Source organism: Danxiaibacter flavus (genome assembly GCF_041060425.1).
Taxonomy (GTDB): domain Bacteria; phylum Bacteroidota; class Bacteroidia; order Chitinophagales; family Chitinophagaceae; genus Danxiaibacter; species Danxiaibacter flavus.
The window spans coordinates 1,373,354-1,399,854 of the sequence record NZ_JAULBC010000001.1 but is presented as its reverse complement, the minus strand read 5'-3'; the positions used below and the strand labels follow the sequence as shown (position 1 = coordinate 1,399,854).

At 41.1% G+C, this 26,501-nt stretch carries 21 protein-coding genes; 9 read left to right on the top strand and 12 right to left on the bottom strand.

The window, feature by feature from the left end; translation table 11 throughout:
- Window positions 1-27 precede the first annotated feature (27 nt).
- Window positions 28-993 carry a polyprenyl synthetase family protein gene (locus tag QTN47_RS05335; RefSeq protein WP_369328293.1) on the bottom strand — a complete coding sequence of 322 codons (966 nt, stop codon included), beginning with the start codon at window positions 991-993 and terminating at the stop codon, window positions 28-30.
- 299 nt (window positions 994-1,292) lie between these two features.
- Between QTN47_RS05335 and QTN47_RS05330 the strand changes: the two genes are divergently transcribed.
- The gene (locus QTN47_RS05330) at window positions 1,293-2,024 is read left to right on the top strand and encodes a hypothetical protein (RefSeq protein WP_369328292.1); all 732 of its coding nucleotides are present in this window, start codon (window positions 1,293-1,295) and stop codon (window positions 2,022-2,024) included.
- A complete protein-coding gene (locus QTN47_RS05325; protein WP_369328291.1) occupies window positions 2,024-3,304 on the top strand; it encodes a MutS-related protein in 1,281 nt (426 codons plus the stop codon). Before QTN47_RS05330 ends, QTN47_RS05325 begins: the two co-directional genes overlap by 1 nt.
- Before the next feature lie 184 nt (window positions 3,305-3,488).
- Here the strand turns inward: QTN47_RS05325 and rnr are convergent, their stop codons facing one another.
- Genes rnr through QTN47_RS05295 form a run of 6 tightly spaced genes read right to left on the bottom strand, consistent with a single transcriptional unit; the run spans window position 3,489 to window position 9,311 of the window.
- On the bottom strand, window positions 3,489-5,597 hold the full coding sequence (gene rnr, locus QTN47_RS05320; protein WP_369328290.1) for a ribonuclease R: 2,109 nt from the start codon (window positions 5,595-5,597) through the stop codon (window positions 3,489-3,491).
- Window positions 5,598-5,621: 24 nt separating this feature from the next.
- Window positions 5,622-6,710, bottom strand: a complete 1,089-nt coding sequence (gene lpxK / locus QTN47_RS05315) for a tetraacyldisaccharide 4'-kinase (protein ID WP_369328289.1) — start codon at window positions 6,708-6,710, stop codon at window positions 5,622-5,624.
- A complete protein-coding gene (locus QTN47_RS05310; RefSeq protein WP_369328288.1) occupies window positions 6,700-7,269 on the bottom strand; it encodes a 5-formyltetrahydrofolate cyclo-ligase in 570 nt (189 codons plus the stop codon). Before QTN47_RS05310 ends, lpxK begins: the two co-directional genes overlap by 11 nt.
- On the bottom strand, window positions 7,266-7,904 hold the full coding sequence (gene bioD, locus QTN47_RS05305; protein ID WP_369328287.1) for a dethiobiotin synthase: 639 nt from the start codon (window positions 7,902-7,904) through the stop codon (window positions 7,266-7,268). The genes QTN47_RS05310 and bioD overlap by 4 nt, the downstream gene beginning before the upstream one ends.
- Window positions 7,905-7,956: 52 nt before the next feature.
- Entirely contained in the window at window positions 7,957-8,496 is a 540-nt protein-coding gene (locus tag QTN47_RS05300) for an RsmD family RNA methyltransferase (protein ID WP_369328286.1), read from the bottom strand.
- Window positions 8,493-9,311 carry a DUF3822 family protein gene (locus QTN47_RS05295; RefSeq protein ID WP_369328285.1) on the bottom strand — a complete coding sequence of 273 codons (819 nt, stop codon included), beginning with the start codon at window positions 9,309-9,311 and terminating at the stop codon, window positions 8,493-8,495. The genes QTN47_RS05300 and QTN47_RS05295 overlap by 4 nt, the downstream gene beginning before the upstream one ends.
- 211 nt (window positions 9,312-9,522) lie before the next feature.
- Between QTN47_RS05295 and QTN47_RS05290 the strand changes: the two genes are divergently transcribed.
- The 4 genes from QTN47_RS05290 (at window position 9,523) to QTN47_RS05275 (ending at window position 14,196) form a co-directional block, all read left to right on the top strand.
- Window positions 9,523-10,908: a hypothetical protein gene (locus QTN47_RS05290; RefSeq protein WP_369328284.1), complete on the top strand. Its 1,386-nt coding sequence runs from the start codon at window positions 9,523-9,525 to the stop codon at window positions 10,906-10,908.
- Between the two features lie 203 nt (window positions 10,909-11,111).
- Entirely contained in the window at window positions 11,112-12,611 is a 1,500-nt protein-coding gene (locus tag QTN47_RS05285) for a saccharopine dehydrogenase C-terminal domain-containing protein (RefSeq protein WP_369328283.1), read from the top strand.
- A 44-nt stretch (window positions 12,612-12,655) separates the two neighbouring features.
- On the top strand, window positions 12,656-12,988 hold the full coding sequence (locus QTN47_RS05280; RefSeq protein WP_369328282.1) for a cupin domain-containing protein: 333 nt from the start codon (window positions 12,656-12,658) through the stop codon (window positions 12,986-12,988).
- 161 nt (window positions 12,989-13,149) lie between these two features.
- Window positions 13,150-14,196 (top strand): sterol desaturase family protein, encoded by a 1,047-nt coding sequence (locus tag QTN47_RS05275; protein WP_369328281.1) that lies wholly within the window; start codon window positions 13,150-13,152, stop codon window positions 14,194-14,196.
- A 341-nt stretch (window positions 14,197-14,537) separates the two neighbouring features.
- Here QTN47_RS05275 and QTN47_RS05270 read toward each other — a convergent pair whose 3' ends face one another.
- Window positions 14,538-15,878 (bottom strand): alpha-L-fucosidase, encoded by a 1,341-nt coding sequence (locus tag QTN47_RS05270; RefSeq protein WP_369328280.1) that lies wholly within the window; start codon window positions 15,876-15,878, stop codon window positions 14,538-14,540.
- 608 nt (window positions 15,879-16,486) lie between these two features.
- Here QTN47_RS05270 and QTN47_RS05265 point away from each other — a divergent pair.
- From QTN47_RS05265 to QTN47_RS05255, 3 genes are all read left to right on the top strand, one after another.
- On the top strand, window positions 16,487-17,392 hold the full coding sequence (locus QTN47_RS05265; RefSeq protein WP_369328279.1) for a helix-turn-helix domain-containing protein: 906 nt from the start codon (window positions 16,487-16,489) through the stop codon (window positions 17,390-17,392).
- A gap of 409 nt (window positions 17,393-17,801) precedes the next feature.
- Entirely contained in the window at window positions 17,802-18,788 is a 987-nt protein-coding gene (locus QTN47_RS05260; RefSeq protein WP_369328278.1) for an aldo/keto reductase, read from the top strand.
- Between the two features lie 245 nt (window positions 18,789-19,033).
- Complete coding sequence (locus QTN47_RS05255; RefSeq protein WP_369328277.1) at window positions 19,034-20,248, top strand: MFS transporter; 1,215 nt, start codon at window positions 19,034-19,036, stop codon at window positions 20,246-20,248.
- A 440-nt stretch (window positions 20,249-20,688) separates the two neighbouring features.
- On the opposite strand, the gene ygiD is transcribed toward QTN47_RS05255, so the two are convergent.
- From ygiD to QTN47_RS05235, 4 genes are all read right to left on the bottom strand, one after another.
- Window positions 20,689-21,522 (bottom strand): 4,5-DOPA-extradiol-dioxygenase, encoded by an 834-nt coding sequence (gene ygiD, locus QTN47_RS05250; protein ID WP_369328276.1) that lies wholly within the window; start codon window positions 21,520-21,522, stop codon window positions 20,689-20,691.
- A 135-nt stretch (window positions 21,523-21,657) separates the two neighbouring features.
- On the bottom strand, window positions 21,658-22,260 hold the full coding sequence (locus QTN47_RS05245) for a Crp/Fnr family transcriptional regulator (protein WP_369328275.1): 603 nt from the start codon (window positions 22,258-22,260) through the stop codon (window positions 21,658-21,660).
- Between the two features lie 228 nt (window positions 22,261-22,488).
- The gene (locus tag QTN47_RS05240) at window positions 22,489-23,892 is read right to left on the bottom strand and encodes a sialate O-acetylesterase (RefSeq protein WP_369328274.1); all 1,404 of its coding nucleotides are present in this window, start codon (window positions 23,890-23,892) and stop codon (window positions 22,489-22,491) included.
- 280 nt (window positions 23,893-24,172) lie between these two features.
- Window positions 24,173-26,422 (bottom strand): GH92 family glycosyl hydrolase, encoded by a 2,250-nt coding sequence (locus tag QTN47_RS05235; protein ID WP_369328273.1) that lies wholly within the window; start codon window positions 26,420-26,422, stop codon window positions 24,173-24,175.
- Window positions 26,423-26,501 lie beyond the last annotated feature (79 nt).

Below are 26,501 nucleotides of genomic sequence, written 5' to 3'. Positions count from 1 at the left end.
GGCATTTTAGCTTGTACTTGTATTTTTCTAGTGCTCCCTTTGGATAAGAAAGTCAGCCAACTCGCGCAAAGGTTTTTTGCGTGAAGAAACTACAGCTATATCTTCCAGGTGCTTCATAGATTTATCAAGATATTGTTGCTTGAGTGATTTTGCCCAGCCATCAACATCACAATCCCTGAATATTTGTAAAACCCGTTCAACTTTATCTGCAGGATTTTCCTCCATCAGGCTTAGCAATTCATTTTTTTGTTGGGTATTTGCAACTTCCAGCGCGTGCAGCATCAGGAAAGTCTTTTTATTTTGCCTGATATCTCCGCCTACATCTTTCCCAAATTTTTCGGGATCTCCAAAAGCATCCAGGTAGTCATCCTGTACCTGGAAAGCGATACCAAGGTTTCTACCGAATTCGTACAACTCATTCTGATTTCCTTCACTGGCACCGCCTAATATAGCCCCCATACGAAGGCTGGCGGCGAGCAGGACAGAGGTCTTCAGCTCAATCATCCTGATATAGTCAGGCAATGAAACCGAATTCCGGCGTTCAAAATCTACATCCAGTTGCTGGCCCTCGCAAACCTCCCTGGCCGTTCTATTGAACAACCCTAAAATTTTGCTGAGGTAAGATACATTAATTTTATTAAGATACGAATATGCCACCACCATCATCACATCACCACTTAAAATGGCTGTATTCTCATCGTATTTTGTATGAACTGTCGGCAACCCGCGACGCAGGCTTGCCTTGTCCATTATATCGTCGTGAACTAAAGTAAAATTGTGGAAAAGTTCAATCGCTGTGGCTACGTGAAAAGCATCCGGAACTATTTCACCAAACAATTCATTACCCATTAAACACATTACCGGCCTGATGCGCTTGCCCCCTATTGTGAGAAAATAATCGGCAGGCTCATACAAACCCGCAGGTTCTTTAGGAAAATGACTCACATTAAATACCTCTGCAAAACTGGCAACCAGCTCTTTAAAAGATTTCATGGGGGTGAAGATACAGGATGAATTGAAATTATAGCGATGGGGGCCGGACAAATGTGAATAAAAGAGCTGTGAGCTGTCAGCAATCAGCAATAAGCTTATTGCTTTAGGGTTGCAAAACATAGCCTTAACCGTTATTGGAATGCTTACACGCCCTTCGCCTAATCAAAAACCCACTGTAAGCAGATTGAAGTGGCTGGCTACATGCCCGAAAATTTAATTGTGACAAATTCATCAAATAATACTATCACACGCTAAATTGCTTCGTTTTATAAATACCGTATCAATTCTTATTCAAAGCCATGCAGCAGTTTACCGTCAACCCGAACAAATTCAAGGAGATAAAAAAACAAATGCTCATCAGAAGCATCCCAATGTTATTGCTTGTAAGCATTGCCGCTATTGCAATAAACTATTCCAATACTACTAGCAAGGAAACCGATTTTACATGGCTGTTTATCGCCGTTCCTTTTTTTGTACTCATATTGGCCTGGGGAATTCGAAAAGGTTTAAAAAGGCAAAAGTCTCTCATGGACAGTTATATATTAACAGTATCAAATAATTCGATTACGCGAGAGCAGGCAAATACACCAACAATATCGATATACTATAGCGACATCACTTCGATTGCAAAATACAAGAATGGAACATTTATAATCAGGAGTAAAGATCCCGCGGATGAGATCATTGTTCCTGCCCAAATTGACAACTATGAAGAATTCGAATCGCTAATTGCTAGCGTAAACAAGGTAAATACGGAAAATTCACAACCGCAATTGCAGAAATATACCACTTTGCTGTCATTGATAAATCTCGCATGCATGATATGCGTTTATGTCGCAAGCAATAAATTTCTTGTTGGGGCAACTGGAACTGTTTGTACGGCTTTGACAGGTTGGAGTTTTTATAAGGCATGGATGAGTAAGAATCTGGATTCAAAAACAAAGAAATCGCTTTTATGGGGATTACTGGCACTGCTTTCAGTAGTCGCTATAACTATCATGAAACTAACGGGCATATATACAAACTCTTAATGAATAACACCAGCGCTTTAAGAATCAGGCAGGAGATTTTACCACTGTTTGACCGCACCGAAAATAGTTTCTCGAAGGAAGAGCTGGTACAAGTACTGAGCGAGCCTTTAAAATCTAAAGAAGAGATATTATCAAGACAGGAAATACTGAGAGGGTTTATTGCTAATCATGACATCTTAAAAGATTATTCTTATTCCCAGCTGGACTTTTTCGAAGTGTATAATTTTCTTGCAAGCCTCCATACCAAAGCTATTCCGAAGCTCACTCTAATGATTGATCTTCAATTTTCAAAAGAACGACGTGACTGGGCCCGGTCAAAATTTATTCAGTCTGTTTTACTCCTGAATAGACTGAATCACTTCTATTTTAAAAGAATTGACGCCAGGGTATTTCCGGAGAGCTACAGACAGGAACTGCAGAAAATAGCCCAATTTCTGGAGGATCTTAATCTTATTAATAATGAAAGATTAATCAGGGAAAATAAAGTCCGCGTCAGTCACATTGTGAACTTCATGGATTTGCTTACCCAAAAGGTTACGAACGACGAACATTCAAATTTTTGGAAACGCCTGTTTATTTTCGAAGCATATCTTTCGATCAGTAAAGCGATCGTCATGTATGGCTATAGTTTTCCAATCTTTACTGAAAATGATTTTTCATTTAAAAGCCTGTATCACCCATTATTAAAGCAAGCGGTTAAAAACGATATTACACTTTGTAATAACGTCATCATTTTCACAGGACCCAACATGTCCGGCAAGTCAACGTTCTTAAAAGCTTTAGGCTTGTCGGTTTATCTCGGACATCTGGGATTGGCCGTGCCTGCCGGGGCCGCTGCAATGCCATATTTCGATAGCATTTCCATCGCGATCAATCTTAATGACGACATAATGCAGGGTTATAGTCATTTCATGACTGAATTAAAAAACTTAAAGCAGGTTGTAACTGATGCCTCGGATAACAGGAAATGCTTTGCGATTTTTGATGAGCTGTTCAGAGGAACAAACATTGAAGACGCGTTACATATAAGTTCTTCAACAATTATAGGACTAACTCAGTTCAACCAATCGTATTTTCTGATTTCTACACATTTAAGCCAGTTAAAAGATATGGCATTATCCCAGGAGAACAAAATTGCGGCTTTCTATTTCGATTGTGATTTGCAGAATGGCTCTCCATCATTTAACTATCAACTAAAAAAAGGCTGGTCAGAATTAAAAATTGGCAAAATATTATTCGACAAAGAAGGACTTCCTGACTTATTAAATCCGGTTAAATAATAATACTAATAATACCAGACGTAGCAAATTCCTGTTTCTCTCACAGGTTGTTGGTGTGCTTGCATACATTGCAAAGCTGACACCAAACAACTGCAGTCAGCTCAATTGCTCAGGCTTTAGCGCGTAGTTCATTCGGTGTTGATGTGCTCTCAAAATGGAACCGCACCCAACGCTGGGTTGTTTATTAACTCTCTTTCTTACTCTTTTTTGCAGGAGCTTTCTTCGTTGCAGCCGCAGCCTTCTTTTTCGCAGGTGCTTTCTCCGCAGCCTTTTTTCGTGCAGCTTTTTTAGCAGGAACTTTTTTAGCATCTTCGCTTTCTTCATCTGGTCTCAACACCCATTCATAATCGAGCTGACGTTTATCCAGGTTTGCAGCAACTACCCTGATGGTAACTTTGTCTCCCATTCTGAATTTTCTTCCGCTGCGCAAACCAACAAGACTATAGTCACCTTCTACCGAACGGAAATCATCATAATCTGATAAGCTGGCTATACTTACCAGTCCTTCACATTTATAGTCAATGGTCTCAACCCAGAATCCGAAACTGGCAACACCACTAATGACACCTTCAAAAGTTTCACCCAGGTAGTTCCTCATAAACTCAACCTGCTTGTATTTATTGCTCGCACGTTCAGCTTCCATGGCGGCACGCTCCCGCTCACTGCTGTGCTTGCATTTTTCATCCATCTTCTTATCGATCATCGGTTTTTCGTGGAGAATGGATTCCAATACACGATGCACCATTACATCCGGATAACGCCGGATGGGTGATGTAAAATGACAATAGAATTCAAAAGCAAGGCCATAGTGTCCAATGTTCTCCGTTGAATAAACAGCTTTGGCCATTGTGCGGATACCCAGTTGCTCCAATACATGCTGTTCGGGCTTTCCTTCTACATCGTCCAGCATCTGGTTGAAGCTTTGGGCAATTTTTTCGGGTGAACTTATATCGAACTTGTGACCGTATTTTTTTGCGAAAGTTATAAACGGCAGCAATTTCTGTTCGTCAGGCTGATCGTGAATACGGTATGGAAACGGAATATTCTTCTTGTTTACCTTAATTTTTGAAACATTCTCAGCAACTGTTCTGTTAGCGAGCAACATAAACTCTTCAATCAGTTGATTCGCTTCTTTACTTTCTTTCACAACTATGCCGATGGGCTTTGCTTCTTCATCCAGCTGAAATCTTACTTCCTGTGATGAAAAGTTGATAGCGCCTTTGCTGAACCGCTGTTTACGCAGCTTTTGCGCTATATTGTTTAATAGCAACAATTCATCACTATAAGGGCTGTCGCTTCCACCTTTTTCTATCACGTCCTGCACCTCTTCATAAGTAAAACGGTGATCAGAATGAATAATGGTTTTACCAAGCCAATATTGCTTTACCTTTCCCTTAATATCCATTTGAAAAATAGCTGAGAAAGTCAGCTTATCCTCACGTGGCCTCAATGAACACAACACATTGGAGATATGCTCAGGCAGCATAGGATTTACTCTGTCCGGCAGGTACACTGATGTCGCTCTTTTGTAAGCTTCCTCGTCCAGCACTGTATCGGGTTCAACATAATGGCTCACATCTGCAATATGCACGCCTATTTCATACAGACCATTTTTCAGTAATCTTATTGAAAGCGCATCATCAAAATCCTTCGCATCAATCGGGTCAATCGTAAATGTCAATATATCCCGAAAGTCTTTTCTTTTATTTATTTCACTCTGGCTAATGATGTCCGGCAGCCGCGCGGCTTCTTCCATTACCTTATCAGGAAAGGACAATGGGAATCCGGCCTCCGCTAATATTTCCTTCATGGCCACATCATTCTCGTCGCCTTCCTGCAAAATTGAGATCACTTCTCCCACGGGCTTTTTATCATCTTTATCCCATTTAACCAATCTGACTGCAACGCGCTGCTTGTGGAGTGCACCATGCAAGTTTTCCAATGGAATGTACAGATCCGGCATTGGCTTATCTGTGTCCGGCACAAAGAAGGCAAAATTTGTTGCCATTTGTAGTGTACCAATAAACTCGGTTTGTTTACGTTGAACCACTTCGGTTATTTTACCTTCCTTACGTCCGCTTCCGATATTCTCTTTTACAACACGCACGCGAACGGTGTCTCCGTTTAATGCTGTATTAAAATCTCCCGGCCGCACCAATATATCGCCGCTTCCATCCGGAATAACAACATATCCGATACCAGAACGGGTAATTTCCAAAGCACCTTTCAATCCGCCGGGTTGTCCCGGTTTCGTCTTCACTTTATTTTTCTTCTTTGAATCTTTTCTTCCCATGACTATCTTTTTATTGCCGGTCAACTAATTGCCGGCATCATGCTTGTCTTTAAAATTTCTTATAAATCCCTGTATCGCAGCATCAAAAAGCGGGCCCTCTTCAAACAGAAATTTATGAGTGATGGGCAACACGTACACGGCCATATGCTCCAGTTGCTGCTTAAATTTAAATAATCTTACAGCATCCTTCTCTGTTGTGAGCACATATTTTTGTTGCACCTGTATGCCATCGTATTTTTTTTGAATATCTTTCAGATCATCTATTGTAAAAATGTGATGATCGCTGTACACCATTTCATAATAAGCACCGGTGCTATCCTGAAGATAATCTTTTAACGGTTTTGGATTGGCAATGCCGCTTACCAACAAGATCTCATCCACCTCTGTAATATACCTTGTCTTATGACTGCTGATATGATATGGTACCCCATATTCAATTGTCGTGAAGAAAATTTTCTGATCTGCCAGCGGTTCTATCTCATCACTAATTTTTTGTCTTTCCTCTGCACTCAAAGAACCGGGGCATTTAGTAACAATGATCATATCGGCCCTTTTATAGGAAGAGCGTTGATCGCGCAGGTCGCCTGTTGGAAGAAAGAAGTCTCTCGTAAAGAGATTATTATAATCCGTAAGCAAAATGTTCAAGCCGGCTTCTACTGACCGATGCTGAAATGCGTCATCCAGGATTATCGCCTGCACTTCAGGCCTGTCATGTAACAATTGCGGAATAGCTACAATTCGCTCCTCTCCCACTGCTACGGGAATTCCGGGAAATTTAATATGGAACTGCATAGGCTCATCTCCAATTTCCAGCGCTGTAGTTTGTTCACCAGCCAGTACATAGCCCTTTGTTTTTCTTTTATAACCGCGGCTTAAAGTGGCTACCGAGAATTTATTTTGCAACAATTCTACAATATATTCAACCATGGGCGATTTTCCGGTTCCGCCCACCGATAAATTACCGATACAGATCAGTGGCAGGTTAAATGATGCCGACTTAATGATCTTTTTATCAAACAGGTAATTTCTAAGCATAACAATGACACCATAGATTAAGGCAAATGGCAACAATAATACCCTGAAAGATTTTAAAAAGATGGCATTAAAATTCATAAATACAGTCTTGTGTAATACAGTAATCTAAAGGTATGTCAAACTCATTACGGTCGTCTATTGTTGAAACCGGTTCAAAATAACTGAAACCAACTTTTAAAACATCCGGCCTGCAACGAGACAAAAATCTGTCATAAAAGCCTTTTCCATATCCCACCCGGTAACCATCAACATCACAGATAAGCATCGGCACAAATACAAGATCTATTTCTTCAGGATCAATATATATGTCGCCGCATGGCTCCGTGATTCCGATATGATTTGTTGTGTACAGTGTATCTTCATTAATCTCAACAGCCTGCATTGAGCAATCGCCAAAGTTGGTTCTTGTGTATCCGATTCGCAGGCCTGGTATACTGTGCCTGAGATACGAAGTATAAAGAATCGTATTTGGCTCGGCATGATGCCCCATTGGCCAGTATGACAACAATACTTCCACATTTTCAAAAGCCAGTTGTTGAAATCTTATGAGAAGCAGATCGTCCAGCCTGAGTTTCTCTTTTGAAGATATTTCCAGCCGCTTTTGCTTATATGTGCTTCTTAATTCCTTTTTTGTCATAGTAATGCTTGTAGTGATGATCGTACAGCAGCAGCCTGCTCAGCAACAAAAGATCTACTTACGGTGCCGGCTTGTTGAACTGATCCTATTTTAGGATAACCGCTCCAACGTACAATATCTTCTTCATAACCCTGAAACTGATCATTGAACATCCAGCCAATTACATCAATATTGTGCTGTTTGCATACGGCTGCAGTTAACAACGAATGATTAATGCTTCCGAGGTAATTTCTGCTTACGAGAATTACTTTAGCATTCAGTTTCTTTGCCAGGTGAAGAATAAATTCATCGTCATTTAACGGCACCAACAATCCCCCTGCACCTTCTACTATCATCAGATCGCTATCTTTTTGCAGCTGCTGATAACGGGCAAGAATTTTATCTGTATCTATAACTACATTTTCTTCTTTGGCTGCAATATGCGGAGAGGCAGGTAAATGCAGTCTGTACACTTCATCAAAAACCCGGGAGTTTGTATTTGAAAGCAATGTTTGAATGGTATTGGCGTCGGTACCTTCTTCCAAACCGGTCTGAACCGGCTTCCAGTAGTCCGCCTGCAACGCTTCGGTAATAATGGCCGCCGTTACCGTTTTTCCTACACCTGTGCCTATGCCTGTTATAAAAATGGGCCGCATAATGGTTTTTGGATTTGTAAGATATCAGAAAAAACTGTTACTCCATTCTTTGCTATGAAGCAACAAAAAAAGAAAACAACGTTGTTCCGTAATTGCGCAAAAAGCTGAAGCCTTCAAATTGTTCATAAGCATTACGCGGTGTGTGTTCCAGCACAAAAAAGCCGTCAGGCGCTATCAGCTTTTTCTCCACAATGATTTTAGGTAGCTCGTCAATAGTTCCCAATGCATAGGGAGGACCGGCGAAAATAAAATCAAACTGGTCGTTGCAGGAAGACAGAAAACCAAATACATCCATCTTAAGCAATTTGCAGTTTTCAATACCTATCGTATCAATGTTCTTTTTAATGAAGGAATACATTTGCGGATCTTTCTCAATAATTGTCAGATCCGATGCACCACGTGAAGCAAGTTCATAACTTATGCTTCCTGTACCGCCAAACAGGTCGAGGGTTTTTATATCATCAAAACTGATCCTGTTCTGGAGAATATTAAATAATCCTTCCTTGGCAATATCTGTAGTTGGCCTTGTATAAGGCATTTTGGCCGGAGGGCTAATTTTTCTTCCGCCCCATTTTCCGGATATTATCCTCATACAACCATTTTATAAAAGGGTGAAAAATAATGCAACGGGTAATCCTCAAAAACAGCCTTATCCAGCTTATCAGCCGAAAGGTCATCTGTTTCAAGATTGGCAATGTACTTATACAATTCACCATACATTGCCGAGTTTTTATCGATCAAGCCGCTTACCTGTACCGTTGCGTCCGAATTTTCAATATTCAGTTGTTTCATGCAATTCAACAGAAAGTACAACACGTCTTCTGAAGTTTGGTAACAGAAATTCTGCACCAGTGAAATTGCGTGCTGTTGATAAACAACAACCGAACAATTATTTCTGTAAAATGCTACCTGCAATAGCGCATCCTTTGGATATTCCTGCGTATCTGTATTGTATAGAAGCGTTTTTTTATGCGAGAATGAAACTTTCGGAAAAGCGCGTTCGGCAGCAGCAAGAATTGTTTCCGGTATACAATAAGCCACTATATAATCCGGAACTATATCCTTCATCACCTTTCCATGAGCGGGAGCACCCGTTTCCAACAGAAAATAATCATTCAATGAATCCTCCCTGTAAAAACTCCCCGGAACTGCAACCACGTCCTTATTGTTGAGAATAATTTTTACATCCGGATAGGATTGAGACAATAATTTGGAATAAAGCTTAGTCTGACGGAATATCTCCTCGTAGTCAGACATATCCTTGCCAAATTCAAATAATTCGAAAGAATGAAGCCAGTCATTATTATCAGTGATACTCCAGCATGCTATGATGCTGTCACCAATCTCAACATAGAGCCTGGTTGCAGCGTCATCTTCGCCATATATCCCAAAATTCTTCTGAACCATAGTTTAATAGTTAGTGCAATGATACGAACATTTTAGTTGAACCCTGATTTAGCGGGCTGCGCAGGGTATGCCCTGTTAACGGCCCACATGAACGTAGTTTAAGCAAGATCATTGCCCAAACGCCCATATTTCAAAAAAAATATGAGTAATAACTTATTTTTTACAATAATAGGCATGCAATATGCATTATTAGGTGACTAACTCCGGCTTTATGTACCTTTTACTGAGAAACAATAAAGAATCGGGCCCCTTCACCGCTGAACAGCTGGCTAAAATGGGGCTGAAACCTTACGACCTGATTTGGGAGGAAGGTAGAACTGCTGCATGGCTTTATCCCAGCGAGATACCGGCTTTGAAAGAATTTGCGCCCGTAATTGAAGAACAGCCGTTTGACAGGTTTTATAAAAAACCGGCTGCTGCAACAACAAAGCCGGCCACAGCGAAGCCTAAATTCAGAATTTCTGCCGCCTGGAGAAGGATAGATAAAGACGAAACCCCTGCTGCTCCGGCTGCAAAGGAAGAAACTCCTTCATGGAAAGAAGTGTATTCAGAATGGCAACAACATACACCTGCCACTTCCCCACAACCGGAAAAGCCGGCCGAGAAACCGGCACCGCGCAAACAGGAGCCGGTAGAACTTACAACCAAGTTCGAGCAGCCACTACAGGAAATCAAAGAAAGATATGTTGAGCATTTACTAACCGGTAACAAGCGAAAAAATGGCCCCACACTTTCGGTTAGCGGAAAACAATTAATGGAGACATTGCTGGTGCTGGGCGTAATTGCCCTGGGACTTTGGATGGTATTTAAACCGGAAAAACCAGAAAACGCTCAGGCTGCAACAACCACTGTTGCACCTAAACAAACGCCTGCTGAACAAAAGACCATTGTAGCAGATCAGTCTGCAGTTGACGAGGAACAAACCGCCCCACAACAAGACGAAGAACCACAGCAGGCACCGCAAGCGGTTCCGGCAGAAGTAGCAAAAGAGCATGCTAAAACGCCGATTTACATCAACGCAGCTGAAAACAAACTGCGTACTACGGCAAAAAATCCGCATAATGGTAAACAAGTGGCTAAAACACAGCCAAAACAAGCTACCGTTAAAAGTTTGAAACCGGCTGCTACTACATCAAACGGTATCATTCACCAGGCTATCACTAAAAACGGCGCAGCCGTAAAAGGCAATGACCAGCTTTACCAAACAGCAAGCAACACTGTAATTAATCCTTCAACTATTAATTCAGCAAAACAACAGCCGGTGATTGAAACGCCCGTTCTGCCTAAAAGCAATACAAAAACAGTTGATGAGTTGATTAAAGTTAATCAGTCAGCACGATATCCTGGCGTAGTTGAAGACGTGCATCTCAGTCTTCGTAATATGACGACCTCCGTTTTGGATCTTGTTGTGGTTGATTTGCAGTACTATGATAAAAAGGGATTTTACAAAAAAGGTGAAACCCTCTACATAAAAAATGTGCCTGCTAACAGGGATATAACTGTAAAGGCGCCTGACGATCTTAACGCTTCTAATATAACCTATAAAGTATCCCTTGTAAGCTCCGAACAAAAAGGTTTGTATGTTGTAGCCGATTAATTTTTATTTTTAATAAGCACTAAAACAACCGGAAGTAATTAAAGTCAAAATTCAAAAGTAAAAAATCAAAAAATTGTAGTGCCCCGAGAGGGCTTGCTCTAAAAAAATATTAGCAAGCCTGCGCTGGAACCTTTTAACTTTTGACTTTTTAATTTTGACTTACCTCAACCGGCCTGATTGGTAATTATTAAATAAAGCGTTACATGAAGCAAATACTATTGTTCGGCGCAGGCAAGTCTTCTTCTGTACTGATTGAGTACCTGAAAAAAATAACGTCTGAAAACCAATGGACAGCTATAGTTGCCGACAATAACCTTTATGCGGCACAAGAAAAAACAGGCAATCATCCCCTTGTTACTCCGATTGAAATCAATATACACGACGATGTAGCCCGCAAAAACCTGGTACAAAAGGCCGATGTGGTAATTTCTTTAATGCCGCCCGCACTACATTATCTTGTAGCGAAAGAATGTGTTGCAGAAAAAAAGCATCTGATCACGGCATCATATATCGACGACAACATCAGGCAACTCGAAAAAGACATTGTAAAAAATGATCTGTTGTTCTTATGTGAAATGGGACTTGACCCGGGAATAGATCATATGAGCGCAATGCAGCTGATTCACAGGATAAAAAACAACGGTGCCAGAATAACGTCTTTCAAATCTCATTGTGGTGGATTGGTCGCACCGGAAAGCGATGATAATCCGTGGCATTATAAAATAAGCTGGAACCCGAGAAATGTGATTCTTGCAGGCAAAGCCGGTGCAGAATACCGCGAGGATAACAAGGCCGTTCACCTGGGTTATGAAACGTTATTTGATAGTGAAAGGTTAGTACACGTGCCGGGACTGCAGGATTTTGCTTATTACCCAAACAGGGATTCATTGAGCTATATTCCGCTTTACCATCTTGATGAAGCCAATACATTTGTACGAACCACACTCAGGCATCCCGATTTTTGTCTTGGCTGGAAAAACATTGTGGATCTGCAACTGACAAACGAAGAGAAGATTTACGATACCAACGGAATGACCATTGCCGCATTCTTTAAAAACCATTTTGAAAAACATGGTTTTGGCGAATGGCTTAAAAATATGCTTTCTTCAAGAATAGATTTCGCCAGGGATTTGATGGAAAAACTGATGATGCTTGTTCAACAGGATGAGCAACTGCCAGACGTGGCAGATGTGGCAAATGACATGATGTTAGTTGATCAGCATGGACAGCTTAATACGGTAACGACAGACAATGTTAAGACGATGGCTGCAGAAAAAATCGCCAGACAGATGCATGAAGCCAACGTTAGTATGAACCAGTTATTTTTTATTGGACTGGAGGATCAGTCCCTCATAAATAAGGATACATGCAGTGCTGCAGATATTATGCAAATGATATTGGAAAAAAAATTGGCATTACAGTCCGATGATAAGGACCTGGTAGTTATGATGCATGAAATTGAATATGAGAAGGACCGGAAAAAATCCGTTATAAAAAGTGTGCTTGCTGTAAAAGGCGATAACAACCGTTTTACTGCGATGGCGAAAACAGTGGGGTTACCCTTAGGGATCGCTGCCAATCTGATCCTGAAGAATAAGATACCTGCAAGAGGATTACACATCCCTGTTATTGAAAGCATTTATGACCCGGTACTCAGCGAATTAAGGCTGAACGGCATTGCGTTTGAAGAGTATGAAAGTTGAGTTGCCAATTTGTTCAGCTCTATTAATAACAACAATTTCAGGTTATGGCCAATTTTAAGATATCTCTCGAAGATGCTGTTACACGACTTAAAGAAACTGACCAGGCAACATTTACTACATTAATGCAGCACGGCAGCATGAGCGTTGAATATTACAAGCCTGAAAAGGTGGATCATCAACAACCTCACAAACAGGACGAATTATATATTATAGCCAGCGGATCAGGTTTCTTTTTTCGCAATGGCGATACCGTTACCTGCAAAACCGGCGATGTGTTATTTGTTCCTGCCAGTATGGAGCACCGTTTTATTGATTTTACGGAAGATTTTGCTACCTGGGTCATTTTTTATGGAAATGAAGGTGGCGAAATGCAGTAGATTTATTTTCAGTCGATTATGTTCGGCTTTCAATCCTTAAATATCCCGGTAAAAAAACTTTGTTCAAACATATGGATAAATAAAGTCGGCTAGTTCGGTGGGATTTGCTATTTTTAGTTTTCTAACGATGATACCGGTTAATAAAGCTAAAAATTAAGCCTATGGAGTTTTTAAACACCTTGTTTGATGAAGCCATTCGTTTCCTTGGAGTGAGGCATATTTTCGAGATCCTGCAATCAGGAAACTATAGTTCGCTATTAACTTACGATGGATTGAGAGCTGCGATTGGTCCACTCATTCCTTTTTTACTAATACTGGAGATCATACGCGCAGCTATATTTAAAAGGTTTAAGGCTTCCGAATACAAGGTTGTATTTCTGCTGTACATTTTCAACCGTTTTGCTTCGAGGTTTATTTCAATAGCTGCCGTTGCATTTTGCATCGGCCTTTTTGAAAAATACGCCATTGTAAAAACCAGTTTTACATGGTACTGGTTTATTTACGGATACATAATATGGGAATTTTCGCATTTTATCTATCATTATTTCGGACACAAAGTGAGGGCCTTCTGGTGCCTGCATTCAACACATCATGCACTGGAACACATGAACCTTTCAGTAACCTATGCGCACTTCATCCTTGAAGCGCCATATGCAGATGTGATACGTACTTCAATTTGTATCATAATGGGTGTGAATCCGCCGCTCTTGTTCCTTATTATGTTTATTGACGGCACCTGGGGTGCATTTATACATATAGGTGAGAATATTCTAAAAGACGGGCGTCTGGGCTTTTTAAACAAGATCATATTAACGCCGTCACACCACCGTGTTCATCACGCCAGAAATCCATTGTATATGGATACCAATTTTTGTAACTTGCTCAATATTTGGGATAAGGTCTTCAAGACTTACCAGGATGAGAAAACGGAAATTAAGCCAGAGTACGGAATTACAAGGGAGATGAATTCTCACAATTTTCTTGATGTTTATTTTGGTGAAATTGTATGTCTTGCAAAAGATGTTTACAGAGCCCCAGGGCTTAAAAATAAACTGTTGTATATCATCATGCCTCCGGGATGGAGCCATACCGGAGACCATAAAACAGCGAAACTTACAAAACAACATTATATAAAAGAAGTAGAGCAACAGAAAAGGCAGCCAATGTCAGATCCGGCTTTACAGCCTTTGACAGAGCTGAGTGCTTAATATAATCGGCGATCAATCCGTATGCTAAGAAACCAGAAGTCCTTCTGCGCCAAAGCAAAGGATTTAAAAATGCGATTGAAAAACCGATAATAATTTCCAAGCTAATTGCTTCAAACGAAAGCCCGTTACAACCTCAAGTAACGGGCTTATTATTTTAGATGTACGAAGTACAATGGAAAATTGAAAATTGAGAATTGACAATGGGGCGCGGCATGTAAGCTTCGACAAAGTTATTATGAAAAGACCCGGCAACGTTTGCCGGGTCTTTATGGTTGTTACCAATAAATTAAACTGATTCAATACAGGCATTCAGCTAAAAGCTAATAGCTGATAGCTCACGGCTAATTAATATCTGTTCCTAATCCACCTCTGCCTCTGTAAAGTTTAACAGGCTTATCCAATGTCACTTTTAATACTGTTTCATATTCATCCTGTACATTGTCAGGTACATTGATGTAAACTATGCCAGGCACAGGGCTCCATGATATTTTGCCGACTACTTTATGTTGCAATTTTGTACCATTACCTACAACCTCCACTTCTTTAATACCATTTACAAGTCCTTTTATTGCAACGTTTCCACTTGTTTTACCAGGCAGAAATAAGTACAGTACTGTTGAATCTTTAGACAAAGTGGTAGGACCATAAAAATGTCCCAGGGGAATTCCACCCAATGTACCAAAAATTGCTTCCTTATGTTTTGCATTCCATTTGCCAAGCTCCTGTAAAACATGAACCTCTTCCTGGGGAATTGTTCCATCTTCTTTTGGTCCGATATCCAGCAACAAATTACCGCCGTTTGCAACTACGTCTGTAAAGATGGTAATCACTTCATACGGTGTTTTCCAGTTGGTGTCCTGTGGTTGATATCCCCAGTTGTTATTGATCGTCATGCACAGTTCCCACCAGTTGTAATGTGGACGTGTTACAGGGAAATTCTGCTCCGGCGTTTCATAATCTCCATAACCTTGTAAGCGACCATTGATGATGGTGTTTGGATTTTTTGAGAGCAACAATGCACGAACATTTTGGCTTTGCCATTCTTCCGCACTGTGTTCCCAGTCTCCATCAAACCAGTACAGGTCTGGGTTATACTGTGTACTTATTTCAGTAAGCTGGTTAAACATAAACTTCCTGAATTTATTCCAGCGTTCAGGCTGATTTGCTGCACTGTAACGGCTGCTGTCTTTTAGAAAGCCGGGATAATCAGGATAACTCCAGTCGATCAGTGAGAAATAAGCACCACATTTAATTCCGTCTTTTCTCAATGCATCAAAGAAAGGTTTTACAAGATCGCGCTTTGCAGGTGTGTTCTTTACTACGCTGTAATGCTTTTCTTTTGTATCCCACAATGCCACACCATCGTGGTGTTTGGTTGTTAGCACCGCATAGTTTGCACCACTTTGTTTAATCAGATCAGCCCAGGCTTGCGGATCATAATTTTTAGCGGTAAAGCCCTTCATTTGCTTCATATAGTCGGGCCAGGATATTTTCTTGTTGTGAAAGCTCCAGCTTTCATCAATGCCATTTACGTCATAAATGCCGTAATGAATAAAGATCCCGAGCTTCGCATCGGCAAACCATTCCATTTTGTTCCGGATACTATCAGCATTTACCTTTTGCTGAGCATTAAGATTTGTTGTAAAGTATAACAACGTTACAAACAAGAGACTTTTTCTCATCCGCTAAATTTTACTTTTAAAGATCACAATTAATTGCAGTACAGGCGCGCAATATATCACATCCATCCATCAAAAAAAGTTAACAGTTAATATTATGGAAGAGATTGTCAATACAGGCTGAAACACGATTAAGCTTAAAGCTTAAAGCCCAAAGCCTAAAGCTGACCGAAGCGAAGCTTTTTTAACCATTTAAGAAATGTAAGAGCAAATAAGAACTTTTACCTGGGATAATAACACATAAACGACAATAGATTTACTTAGCCTGCTCAGACCTTCACTATTGACTATATTCACTAGCTGTATAGAAGTAAGGTGTCGGCCGCAACAACGTTTCATAGTAAACAACTTATAAAGTTTAAAGCAGACCGAAGCGAGTTTTTTTAAACCATATAGGCATATAAGAGCAAATAAGAATTTTGCCTGCAATAATAATTGCACTTAAACGATAATGCATTTACTTAGCCAGACCGGACTTTCACCATTGACTACTGACTATTCACTAGTTGTATAAAAGAATATCTACTTTCAGCAAGATCAGATCCAACTCAGTTTTAACTTAGTCGCCCCGATCCCATTGCCGCAATGTTTGATTTGTATAATTTTAGTGAATGAATAAAACACAAACGCTCGAAGATTTCTATGCCGGGCATGCCGTTGCTAACAAGCCATCGCTTAATGGAAATAATGGCTACGGGCATTTTAATGTGTATCGCAGGGAAGAGTTTATGTGCAAGAGTTGCGTGCCTTATAGCAGGAGAGATTTTTATAAGATCACTTTTATTGAAGGTACCGGTGTTTTGCATTATGCAGATAAAAGCCTTGAGCTGAATAACAATACTTTACTATTCTCTAATCCAAACGTTCCGTACTCATGGGAAATAACTTCAGAAAAACAGACTGGGTACTTCTGTCTTTTTACTGAAGACTTTTTTAAATCGGGATCACGCCACGATAATTTATCTGACAATCCCATGTACAGGATCGGCGGCCATCCTGTTTTCTTTCCCGATGAAGCGCAACAAAAAAACATCTGCTTCATATTTGAAAAAATGCTGGAGGAGATGGAATCTGAGTACACATACAAGTATGATCTCATGCACAACTATATTAACCTGTTGATGCATGAGGCTATGAAAATGCGTCCGGCTGAAACATTTGTTGCACATTCAAATGCATCCTCGCGCATAGCCAATTTGTTTATAGAGTTGATGGAAAGACAGTTTCCTATAGACACACCTGCAAACACACTCAAACTTAAAACAGCGAAGGATTATGCCAGCCGTCTTTCTGTTCATGTAAATCATCTTAACAGAGCAGTTAAAGAAATCACAGGCAAAACAACAACGGAACACGTGGCCGAGCGTATTGTCAACGAGGCCAAAGCATTGCTTATTCACACCGATTGGAACATTTCTGAAATAGGCTATGCGCTTGGCTTTGAATATCCTTCTTATTTCAATAATTTTTTCAAGAAACAAACGAATGTGACGCCCAGGGCGTTTAGAAGTGAATGATTGGGGGGGAGTGAATGGTGAATAGTCAATCGTGAATAGTGAAAGATGAGACAGAACAACTGATTTCAAATCTCTTAACAGAGCGGCCCTTTGATAATTCATGACTATCGAAGAAACGCAACCTGTCACACTTTTGACTATTCACCTTTCACTATTCACCATTGAAATTCAACGTGCCCCAACAAACCACAACCAGCCCCACCTTTCACCTTTGACTATTTTCCTATTAACTATTCACCCATCACAAATAAAGCTTGCCTCAACAAAATGCAACCAGCCACACCTTTCACTATTGACTATTCACTATTGACCATCTCCCTCTTGTTTGAATTTCATAATTTTCCGTTTGATAACTATAACGGCGCAGAAGAATGACCGCTGTAATTTTATGTCTCAAAACAGACAAAAAATGAAATACAGAAACTTGGCAAACACCGGAGAAAAATTATCCGCGATTGGACTTGGCTGCATGGGCATGAGCTTTGCTTACGGACCTGTGGATGATACTGAATCGATTGCGACGCTTCATAAAGCGCTTGATCTGGGCATTAATTTTTGGGATACTGCCGACATGTATGGATTTGGCGGCAACGAAAAGCTAATATCGCAAGTGTTGGTACCAAACAGGGATAAGATTTTCATTGCAACAAAATTTGGTTTCCGTTTGAAAGAAGATAATTCAGGAACTTATTTTGACGGTTCTCCTGCATATCTTAAAACTGCAGTAGAGGCCAGTTTGAAGAGACTGAAAATTGATACAATCGATCTTTATTATGCACACCGAATTGATCCGTCTGTTCCTGTTGAGGACATGGTTGGCGCGATGGCTGAACTTGTTCAACAAGGCAAGGTCCGTTATCTAGGATTATCAGAAGCTTCACCTTCATCAATTCGCAGGGCGCATGCGGTTCACCCGATAACGGCGCTACAAAGCGAGTATTCATTGCTAACAAGAGACGTTGAAGGTGAAATATTGCCATTGTGCCGTGAGCTTAATATCACTTTTGTTCCTTACAGTCCACTCGCAAGAGGCCTTGTTACTGCAACTGTAAGCAATACAAGTGAACTGGCTGACGATGATTTCCGCCGCACACTTCCGAGGTTTCATGATGAGCATTGGCAAAACAATCAAAACCTGGTGAAAGAATTTGCAGATTTTGCAAACACCAAAAACAGTACACCTGCACAGCTGGCGCTGGCATGGGTTCTTGCACAGGGAGATGACATTATCCCAATTCCCGGCACTAAAAAAAGAAAGTACCTGGAAGAAAATGCAGCCGCTGTAGATATCCAGCTAACATCCACAGATCTTGAAAATATTGAAGCGCTTCTTGCAAAATATCCAAATGTAGGACAACGGTATAGTGATGGATCTATGAAGCTGGTGAACAACTAGCATAATTCAAAAGTCAAAATTCAAAAGTCAAAAAATGTGCGGGTGAGTAAATGTGCAAATATGCGAATGTGAAGATTTGGAAAGCCGGTTAACTAATTCAACGTTAATTGATTGAATTGTCAAAGCAGCACGGCACGTTTTGACTTTTGACTTTTGACTTTTCCTGCCCGGCTGTCAGGGGGCATTTTCAATTTTCAATTCTCAATTTTTCAATTTTCCCTCCTCACTTCCCCTAACTTTGCACCATGCATTTAAGTAAGAAGGATGTCCTGTTAATGGCATTTTGCACAGGACTTATTGTTGCTAACATATATTACATCCAACCGCTGATCGTATTAATATCCAAAGAGTTCAATATACCGGAGAACGTTGCGGGCAGTGCAACATGGCTAACCCAGGCAGGCTATGCCGTAGGTTTATTTTTGCTCGTCCCCTTAGGAGATATGTTTGAGCGAAAAAAGCAGATCCTGGTTACCACTGCTATAAGCATATTAGCCCTGATCGGTGTTGCCCTGTCTCCTACTTTTTACATTTTGCAGATCTGTTGTTTTCTTGTGGGTGCAGGGTCAATTGTTCCTCAATTAATCTTACCCCTTTCAGCTACTCTGTCTGAGCCGTCTCAACGTGGGAAAGTCATTGGAAGTGTCATGAGTGGTTTGCTGATAGGTATCCTATTATCCCGAACATTAAGTGGTGCCATCGGCAAATGGTTAGGCTGGCGCAGCATGTTCTGGATCGCAGCCGCACTTTGTACAGCTTTACTCGGGCTTATGTACAAACGTTTCCCCGCAAGCAAATCAGCTTTTAGCGGTAAATACCATCATTTGATGCGCTCACTGTTCACACTAATCAAAACGCAACCGTTGTTGCGCGAGTCTACGGCCATTAACATGTGCTGTTTTGCAGTATTCGGCGCTTTCTGGACAACAATGGTATTGCTGTTTTCAAATGAACCATTCCATTTCACTTCGGAGAAAATCGGCTTATTCGGACTGGCTGGCGCCGCAGGAGCCATGGCGGCCCCATTAGTTGGCAAGCTGGGTGACAAAGGAAGTCCGAGAAAGACAGTAGGCATCGGCATCTTCATTCTGACCATTAGCCTTATCTTACTCTATCTTACACGCGAAAATGTCATCGGCTTTGTGATCGGAATTATTCTAATTGATGTTGGCCAGCAATCTGTTCACGTTTCCAATCAAACAAGAGTATACGCGCTGATTCCTGAAGCAAGGAACAGGCTGAACACCGTGTTTATGTCTATGAGCTTTATTGGCACCGCCTGTGGATCAGCAATCGGCCTTTTTCTGTGGAAACTGTACGGCTGGGCCGGAGTTTGTGCAGGTTGCCTGTTATTGATGGGAATCTCCATGGTTGTCTACTATACATCCGGGAAACGACACAAGACATTTCACGCAAAGAACGCAGAGAAGCAGCGACGCGGCGTGGAAAGACCAGCGTAAAGCTTAAAGCGTAAAGCCTAAAGCTTAAAACTGATTACCCAACCAATCAGCATCGCCAAACCTTTGTGCCTCTTTGTGTTAGTGGTTTAAAAGCCAGCTTAAAGCGTAAAGCCTAAAGCTTAAACTGATTACGCAACCAACCAGCTTCGCCAAACCTTTGTGCACTTTGTGCCCTTCGTGACTTTGCGGCAAAAAATCCTTTGTGTTTCGCCCTGCCACAGTGCCTCCGTGGTTTAATCGATTTGTGCTCCTTTGCGCCTTAGCGTCTTTGTGGCAAAATCTCTGTGTTTCGTCCCGCCGTCGTGCCTCCGTGGTTTCCAAATAAAAAAACCTGGCCGCGAGGACCAGGCTTGAGCCTTTCATAGTTCGGTGATTAATAACGGACATTGGGGATTAAATAAAAACGTTTTAAACTTTATAAGTTTAACCGTAAATAAAATCTAGCCGATTTTTACAGAGGTCATCGTTAGCGATCCACCTACTGCTTTATCATTAAAATAACTTATATCATCATTTGCATTCTGTAAACCCAGCGTATAGATCAGGGGCAGGTAGTGATCCGGCGTTGGTATAGCCAGTTTCGCTGCATTCCCAAGCTTTTCATAATCGATCAGGATATCGTGATTTCCTCCGGAGATATGCTTCTTAAATAATGCATTCATTTCATCTGCCCAGTTGAATGCATATTCCGGTTCATTTATCTTGTTCCAGGCCACCAGGCGAAGGTTATGAACCATGTTTCCGCTGCCGATAATCAGTACGCCTTTCTTTCTAAGATCATATAATTCTTTCGCAAGATTATAATGATATTGGAGTGGTTTATAATAGTCGATGCTCAATTGTAATACCGGAATGTTTGCTTCCGGATACATATGCCTCACTACTGTCCATGTACCGTGATCCAATCCCCATTCATGGCTAAGTCCAACTTCTGTAGAATGGACCAGGCCTGCTGTTTCTTTTGCCAGCTCCGGATTACCCGGCGCCGGGTATTGCACTTCAAATAGCTCTTGTGGAAATCCTCCAAAATCATGAATCGTTTTGGGAAATTCCATTGCCGTAACATGTGTTCCGTGAGTAAGCCAATGAGCTGAAACCACTATTACTGCTGAAGGAACGGGAATTTGTTTTGCCAACTCCTTCCACTGGTTGCTAAATATATTGTCCTCTATACCATTCATGGGAGACCCATGACCTATAAACAAAACCGGCATTAAAGAACCCTGGTTGTTTAAGGTTGAAATAAACCGGTTAAAAGACGACAGTTTTGCCATATCCGTAACTCCTCTTTCTTTTCTGGATCACTATTACTGCTAGTGTATTATCGCACATTCCAGCAAAAGAATCTTTTTGCGCATGCAAAGTTATAACATGCCCGAGAAGCGATTATTGAGATTGTTCAATAAATACTATTGATCTAAATCAACCCCGCCTTCCTTCAGTGAAAGCTGTTTTCTAATGCGGCTGAGTGTTTCAGGAGTTATTCCCAGATATGAAGCGATCATATGCTGAGGAACACGTTTTATCAACTCGGGGTAGGTGTCGGCGAAAGTAACATATTTTTTTTCTGCCGATAAACGCAATGTCCGCTCCATTCTTTTTTGCATTGCTATATAAGAATTCTGCATCAGCAGGCGGAGATAACGTTCAAGTTTCGGGATACGTGAAAGCATTTCTTCTTCTGCAGTACGACTGAGCAAAAGAAGATCTGAATTTTCCAGTGCATCTATGTTATAGTTAGAGACTTCACCCGTTAAAAAACTATACAGGTCAGAGATCCACCAGCCCTCCAACGCAAACTGAATAATGTGTTCGCCACCTTTTTCATTAACTATGTATGATCTAAGCAGGCCTTTCTGAACGAAAGCCATGTGTTTGCAGACCTCGCCCTGTTGCAGTAAATAGTGCTTTTTGCGTATCCTCTTGTGCGTGAAGTAAGTTTTGCAAAGCTCTTGTTCATAGCGGGAGAGCTCAACTCTTTCGGTTATATTACGTAGAAGCCTGTCAACCATGTTGAATAATTTTTCTTAATCGGGAAACCGATAAAAGCCCTTTTCTGCTAAAACTTATGTGACTATACTAATTGTTATAAATATACTAATAAAGCACATCAATTCAAACAGTTATCAGTGCTTTGGTAAAAAAGAAAACCCAACAACCGGTTTTCATTTGCCAAACGGTTGTGGGGCTTTGCTAAAAAAGTTCACAGGAATTCCCTGCAAACAAATATGAACTTTGATTTAATTGTGTGACGTATCTACATCCCAGCTATCAGTGCGGAACGGGCAAACGGGCAAACCATCTTTGCTAAATAAATTACCCATTGCTGTGTTGCTAAAACCATAACGTACCGCTACAGGATTTTTTACACTTGGACTCCACACAACCAATTGCCCGTTTTCGATCTTTGCTTCTGCCGGATAAAACACTTTGTCATCGCCCGCGACCGTCAATTCAGTGATTTTTTTATCTTTTGAAACCAGGCCATTGTCAGCATACTGAAACGTCACAAATGCCTTGCCATTATTAACATTAAGCGATTTAAACATCGGGCTTTTATACCCATTTACCGATTGTGCATAAGTTTCTGCAAGCGCCCAGTTTGCAAGTCTTAATGCCACGTTCTTTTTGTCGATGGGATGAATGTTGTTGGTATCAGCTACAAGGTCAGTTACAACTACCATCCCAACTTTATTGTGCGTAATACTGTTAGCCTGCGCTTCACGTAACAATGCACCTACATTTTTATCCCCGTATTTGAAAGGCGCGATCTGAACGTAATAGAACGGAAACTCTTTGTTCCAGGCTTTACGCCAGCCATCTATCATTGTAGTGAACAATTGAGAATAGGTGGATGCTGTTCCGGTATTGCTTTCACCCTGGTACCATATTGCACCTGCAATGGGAAAATTAACAAGCGGGGCGATCATCGCATTGTAAGTATATCCCGGTTTGTAGGGCCACCAGTCTGAAGGATTTATTTTATTGGCCGCAGTCTGTAACGAAGAACTGCCTGTCACCAATTCTTCAGGGGTCCACACTTCTGCGGGAGTTCCACCCCAGTTGCTATTTACAAGGCCAACCGGCACATTGATATCCTGATTTAATTTTTTGCCGAAGAAATACCCAATGGCACTAAAATATTTCAGACTGTTAGAATCACAGATCTCCCATTTAGCATTGCAATCGTCCTGCGGATGAAGGGAAGTTGTTTTTGGAATATTGAAGAACCGGATATTCTTATTGTAGCAAGCGGGTAATTCATCCTTCACCTGTTGAAGTCCCTGCTGATATCCCCATTCCATGTTGGACTGACCTGAGCAAACCCATACTTCTCCGCTCATCACATTATCCAGTGTAATGGTGTTACTTCCTTTAATGGTGATTGTAAAGGGGCCTCCGGCCGCCGGTGTTTGTATTGCTAATTGCCAGTTAGCATCGCGGGTGCCTTTGGTTGAGTCTGTTTTATTATCCCAGGAAGTGGTAATATAAATTTTCTCGCCGGGGCTGCACCATCCCCAAAGTTTTGCTGCTGACTTCTGCTGTAATACCATGTTGCTGCTGATAACGGACGGCAGCTTTATGTTGGCATAAGATGACGTAATGCCAATCGCGCTTAACGCAATCGTAAAGATTTTTTTCATGTTTGGCTGATTAATATAAATGGTAGCGTTAAGCTATTTCAAATTTGCCAATCGACCAAAAGAAGACCGTAAGATAGTAAGACCGTAAGATCGTAAGACGTGTAAGACCGTAAGACGCGTAAGATGGTAAGACAGGTAAGATGGGATTGAACACAGGATTGGTATCAACTACACTTACCTGGCGTTTATATCAAATTTAAATTATGGTTTGTTTTTAAAACTTATGAGCAACACCCGCAACAGCGTTTTTAACTTTTGAATTTTGACTTTTGACTTAACCTTATTGTCTTTCAGCTGCCGAAACCGGGCGATCCCCGGGGGCTTTGCCAAAGTCGTAGGCGGGTTTGCTTCCCATGAAGATGCGCATCTTTCCACCTTTTATAATATCCTCATGACTGATAAAGGACTTTGTGTATGGCTTGCCATTCAGTTCTATACGCTGCACATATTTGTTTTCGGGAGTATTGTTAACAGCTTCAACTACAAATTTTCCACCTGCGACGTCAATGCTTGCTTCGTTAAATAACGGACTACCTATTACGTAGTTTCCGTTTGCAGGAAATACAGGGTAAAAACCAAGTGAGGAAAATACGTACCACGCAGACATCTGTCCGCAGTCTTCATTACCACTGACTCCGTCCGGCTGATCATGATACATGGTTTTAAGGATTTGCCTTACTTTTTCAGCCGTCTTCCATTGTTGGCCGGCAAAAGCATACAAATAGGTTGTGTGATGTCCTGGTTCATTACCATGGGCATACTGACCAATCATGCCCTCAATATCTGGCGGCGCTTTTGGATCATATTCAGCCTGTATGACAAATAATGAATCAAGTCTTTTGATGAAAGCCTCCTCACCTCCCAGCACGTGGATCAGACCATTAACATCCTGGGGAACCAACCACAGATACTGCCAGTGATTGCCTTCGCTTAAATCGTCAATGTAAGGATGAGATGATTTAACAGGATTGAAAACAGGGTTCCAGCTTCCGTCATCTCTTTTACCACGAAAGAACTTTGTAACAGAATCATAATATAGCCTGTAATTCATAGATCGTTTTGCATAATATGCTGCGTCATCTGTTTTACCCATGCGAGCTGCCATCAATGCCACACTTCCATCACTGATAGAATATTCCATCGCTTTTGCTACAGCTTCCTCCACTTTATTGCATGGAATATACTGTAAAGACTTTTGATACTTCAGTCCTAATTCATCTCTTGTTGTAGAAGCCTTTACCGCTTCCCATGCCAGCGCAGTATCAAAGCCTTTAATGCCTTTGAGATAGGCTTCGGCAACAACCTGCACTCCGCTTATTCCGGGCATTAATTGTGTTTCACATCCTGCCAGGTGCCAGATGGGCAATCTGCCTTGTTGTTGGTAAATTGCCAGCATTGTCGCAATCATATTCCCTGCTCTTTCAGGTTGCACCAGGTTGAACAGTGGATGCGTTGCGCGATAGGTATCCCACAAAGAAAATACGGTGTAATTATCAAAAGATGCCGCAGCATATTCTTTCTTATCAGTACCGCGGTAATCTTTGTTATGATCATTAAATAGAGAAGGGTTGATCATTGTATGATAGAGAGCAGTATAAAAGATCTTCTTGTCAGTTTCATTATTTGTCTGCACGTTTATTTTTGACAACTCTTTGTTCCATTTTTCATCTGCCTGTTTAACAATTGCATCAAAATCCCATCCCGGCACTTCTGCATTAATATTTGCAAGTGCATTGTCTGCACTAACCGGAGAAATACCAACTTTCAATTGCACTTTCGACGGAGCTTTTGCAAAGCTGATCAAACCTTTTATCGCATGCCCGCTATCGCTTTTTCCAGTCAGCAATGTATCATTGTTAAACACTTTAAAATCATTGATCGCAACAGAAGACCGGATGGCAAAATATAAACGTTGATCTCGTGCCCAGCCTTTTGAGAAACGGTATCCTTTAAAAGTATATGCATCAACCTGCTCAATAAAAGTTGTTGTCGCCCTGTCACCGATACCTTCTTTAAGATCAATAATAATATGAGCCTCTTCCTTCTTTGGAAAAATGTATCTGTGGAAACCTACACGCTCTGTGGCCGTTAATTCAGCTTTGATGCCTGAATCATCCAGCTTCACTGCATAATAGCCAGGCTTTACCGTTTCGTTTTTATGAGAGAAAAGCGAACCATATCCTTTCTTATAATCATTCTGTTCGCCACGAAGCAAACGCTGCTTCCCTGTATACGGCATAATCAGCACATCGCCCAGATCAGCTCCGCCAGTACCGCTAAGATGCGTGTGAGAAAATCCGATGATAATACTGTCGGAATAGTGATAACCTGAACACCAGTCCCACCCTTTATAAATATTGTTTGGCCCTAGCTGCACTGCTCCGAACGGCACGTTGGCACCAACAAACACGTGGCCATGTCTTCCCGATCCGATATAGGGATCTACATTCTGTGTATATTTTTGAGCATATACATTGAATAAGGTGAAAAAACTCAGCAGTAAAAAGGCAAATGATTTTACAATTTTCATCGGGAAAATTTACTTAATGAATAATGCCAACTGATCAAACGATACAGACCATTTTCGACATAGCTTTTATTACTCTATC

Bases quoted from the DNA above. Each gene is read 5' to 3' on its own strand.
- QTN47_RS05335 (WP_369328293.1), bottom strand. From the start codon at position 993: ATGAAATCTTTTAAAGAGCTGGTTGCCAGTTTTGCAGAGGTATTTAAT.
- QTN47_RS05330 (WP_369328292.1), top strand. From the start codon at position 1,293: ATGCAGCAGTTTACCGTCAACCCGAACAAATTCAAGGAGATAAAAAAA.
- QTN47_RS05325 (WP_369328291.1), top strand. From the start codon at position 2,024: ATGAATAACACCAGCGCTTTAAGAATCAGGCAGGAGATTTTACCACTG.
- rnr (WP_369328290.1), bottom strand. From the start codon at position 5,597: ATGGGAAGAAAAGATTCAAAGAAGAAAAATAAAGTGAAGACGAAACCG.
- lpxK (WP_369328289.1), bottom strand. From the start codon at position 6,710: ATGAATTTTAATGCCATCTTTTTAAAATCTTTCAGGGTATTATTGTTG.
- QTN47_RS05310 (WP_369328288.1), bottom strand. From the start codon at position 7,269: ATGACAAAAAAGGAATTAAGAAGCACATATAAGCAAAAGCGGCTGGAA.
- bioD (WP_369328287.1), bottom strand. From the start codon at position 7,904: ATGCGGCCCATTTTTATAACAGGCATAGGCACAGGTGTAGGAAAAACG.
- QTN47_RS05300 (WP_369328286.1), bottom strand. From the start codon at position 8,496: ATGAGGATAATATCCGGAAAATGGGGCGGAAGAAAAATTAGCCCTCCG.
- QTN47_RS05295 (WP_369328285.1), bottom strand. From the start codon at position 9,311: ATGGTTCAGAAGAATTTTGGGATATATGGCGAAGATGACGCTGCAACC.
- QTN47_RS05290 (WP_369328284.1), top strand. From the start codon at position 9,523: ATGTACCTTTTACTGAGAAACAATAAAGAATCGGGCCCCTTCACCGCT.
- QTN47_RS05285 (WP_369328283.1), top strand. From the start codon at position 11,112: ATGAAGCAAATACTATTGTTCGGCGCAGGCAAGTCTTCTTCTGTACTG.
- QTN47_RS05280 (WP_369328282.1), top strand. From the start codon at position 12,656: ATGGCCAATTTTAAGATATCTCTCGAAGATGCTGTTACACGACTTAAA.
- QTN47_RS05275 (WP_369328281.1), top strand. From the start codon at position 13,150: ATGGAGTTTTTAAACACCTTGTTTGATGAAGCCATTCGTTTCCTTGGA.
- QTN47_RS05270 (WP_369328280.1), bottom strand. From the start codon at position 15,878: ATGAGAAAAAGTCTCTTGTTTGTAACGTTGTTATACTTTACAACAAAT.
- QTN47_RS05265 (WP_369328279.1), top strand. From the start codon at position 16,487: ATGAATAAAACACAAACGCTCGAAGATTTCTATGCCGGGCATGCCGTT.
- QTN47_RS05260 (WP_369328278.1), top strand. From the start codon at position 17,802: ATGAAATACAGAAACTTGGCAAACACCGGAGAAAAATTATCCGCGATT.
- QTN47_RS05255 (WP_369328277.1), top strand. From the start codon at position 19,034: ATGCATTTAAGTAAGAAGGATGTCCTGTTAATGGCATTTTGCACAGGA.
- ygiD (WP_369328276.1), bottom strand. From the start codon at position 21,522: ATGGCAAAACTGTCGTCTTTTAACCGGTTTATTTCAACCTTAAACAAC.
- QTN47_RS05245 (WP_369328275.1), bottom strand. From the start codon at position 22,260: ATGGTTGACAGGCTTCTACGTAATATAACCGAAAGAGTTGAGCTCTCC.
- QTN47_RS05240 (WP_369328274.1), bottom strand. From the start codon at position 23,892: ATGAAAAAAATCTTTACGATTGCGTTAAGCGCGATTGGCATTACGTCA.
- QTN47_RS05235 (WP_369328273.1), bottom strand. From the start codon at position 26,422: ATGAAAATTGTAAAATCATTTGCCTTTTTACTGCTGAGTTTTTTCACC.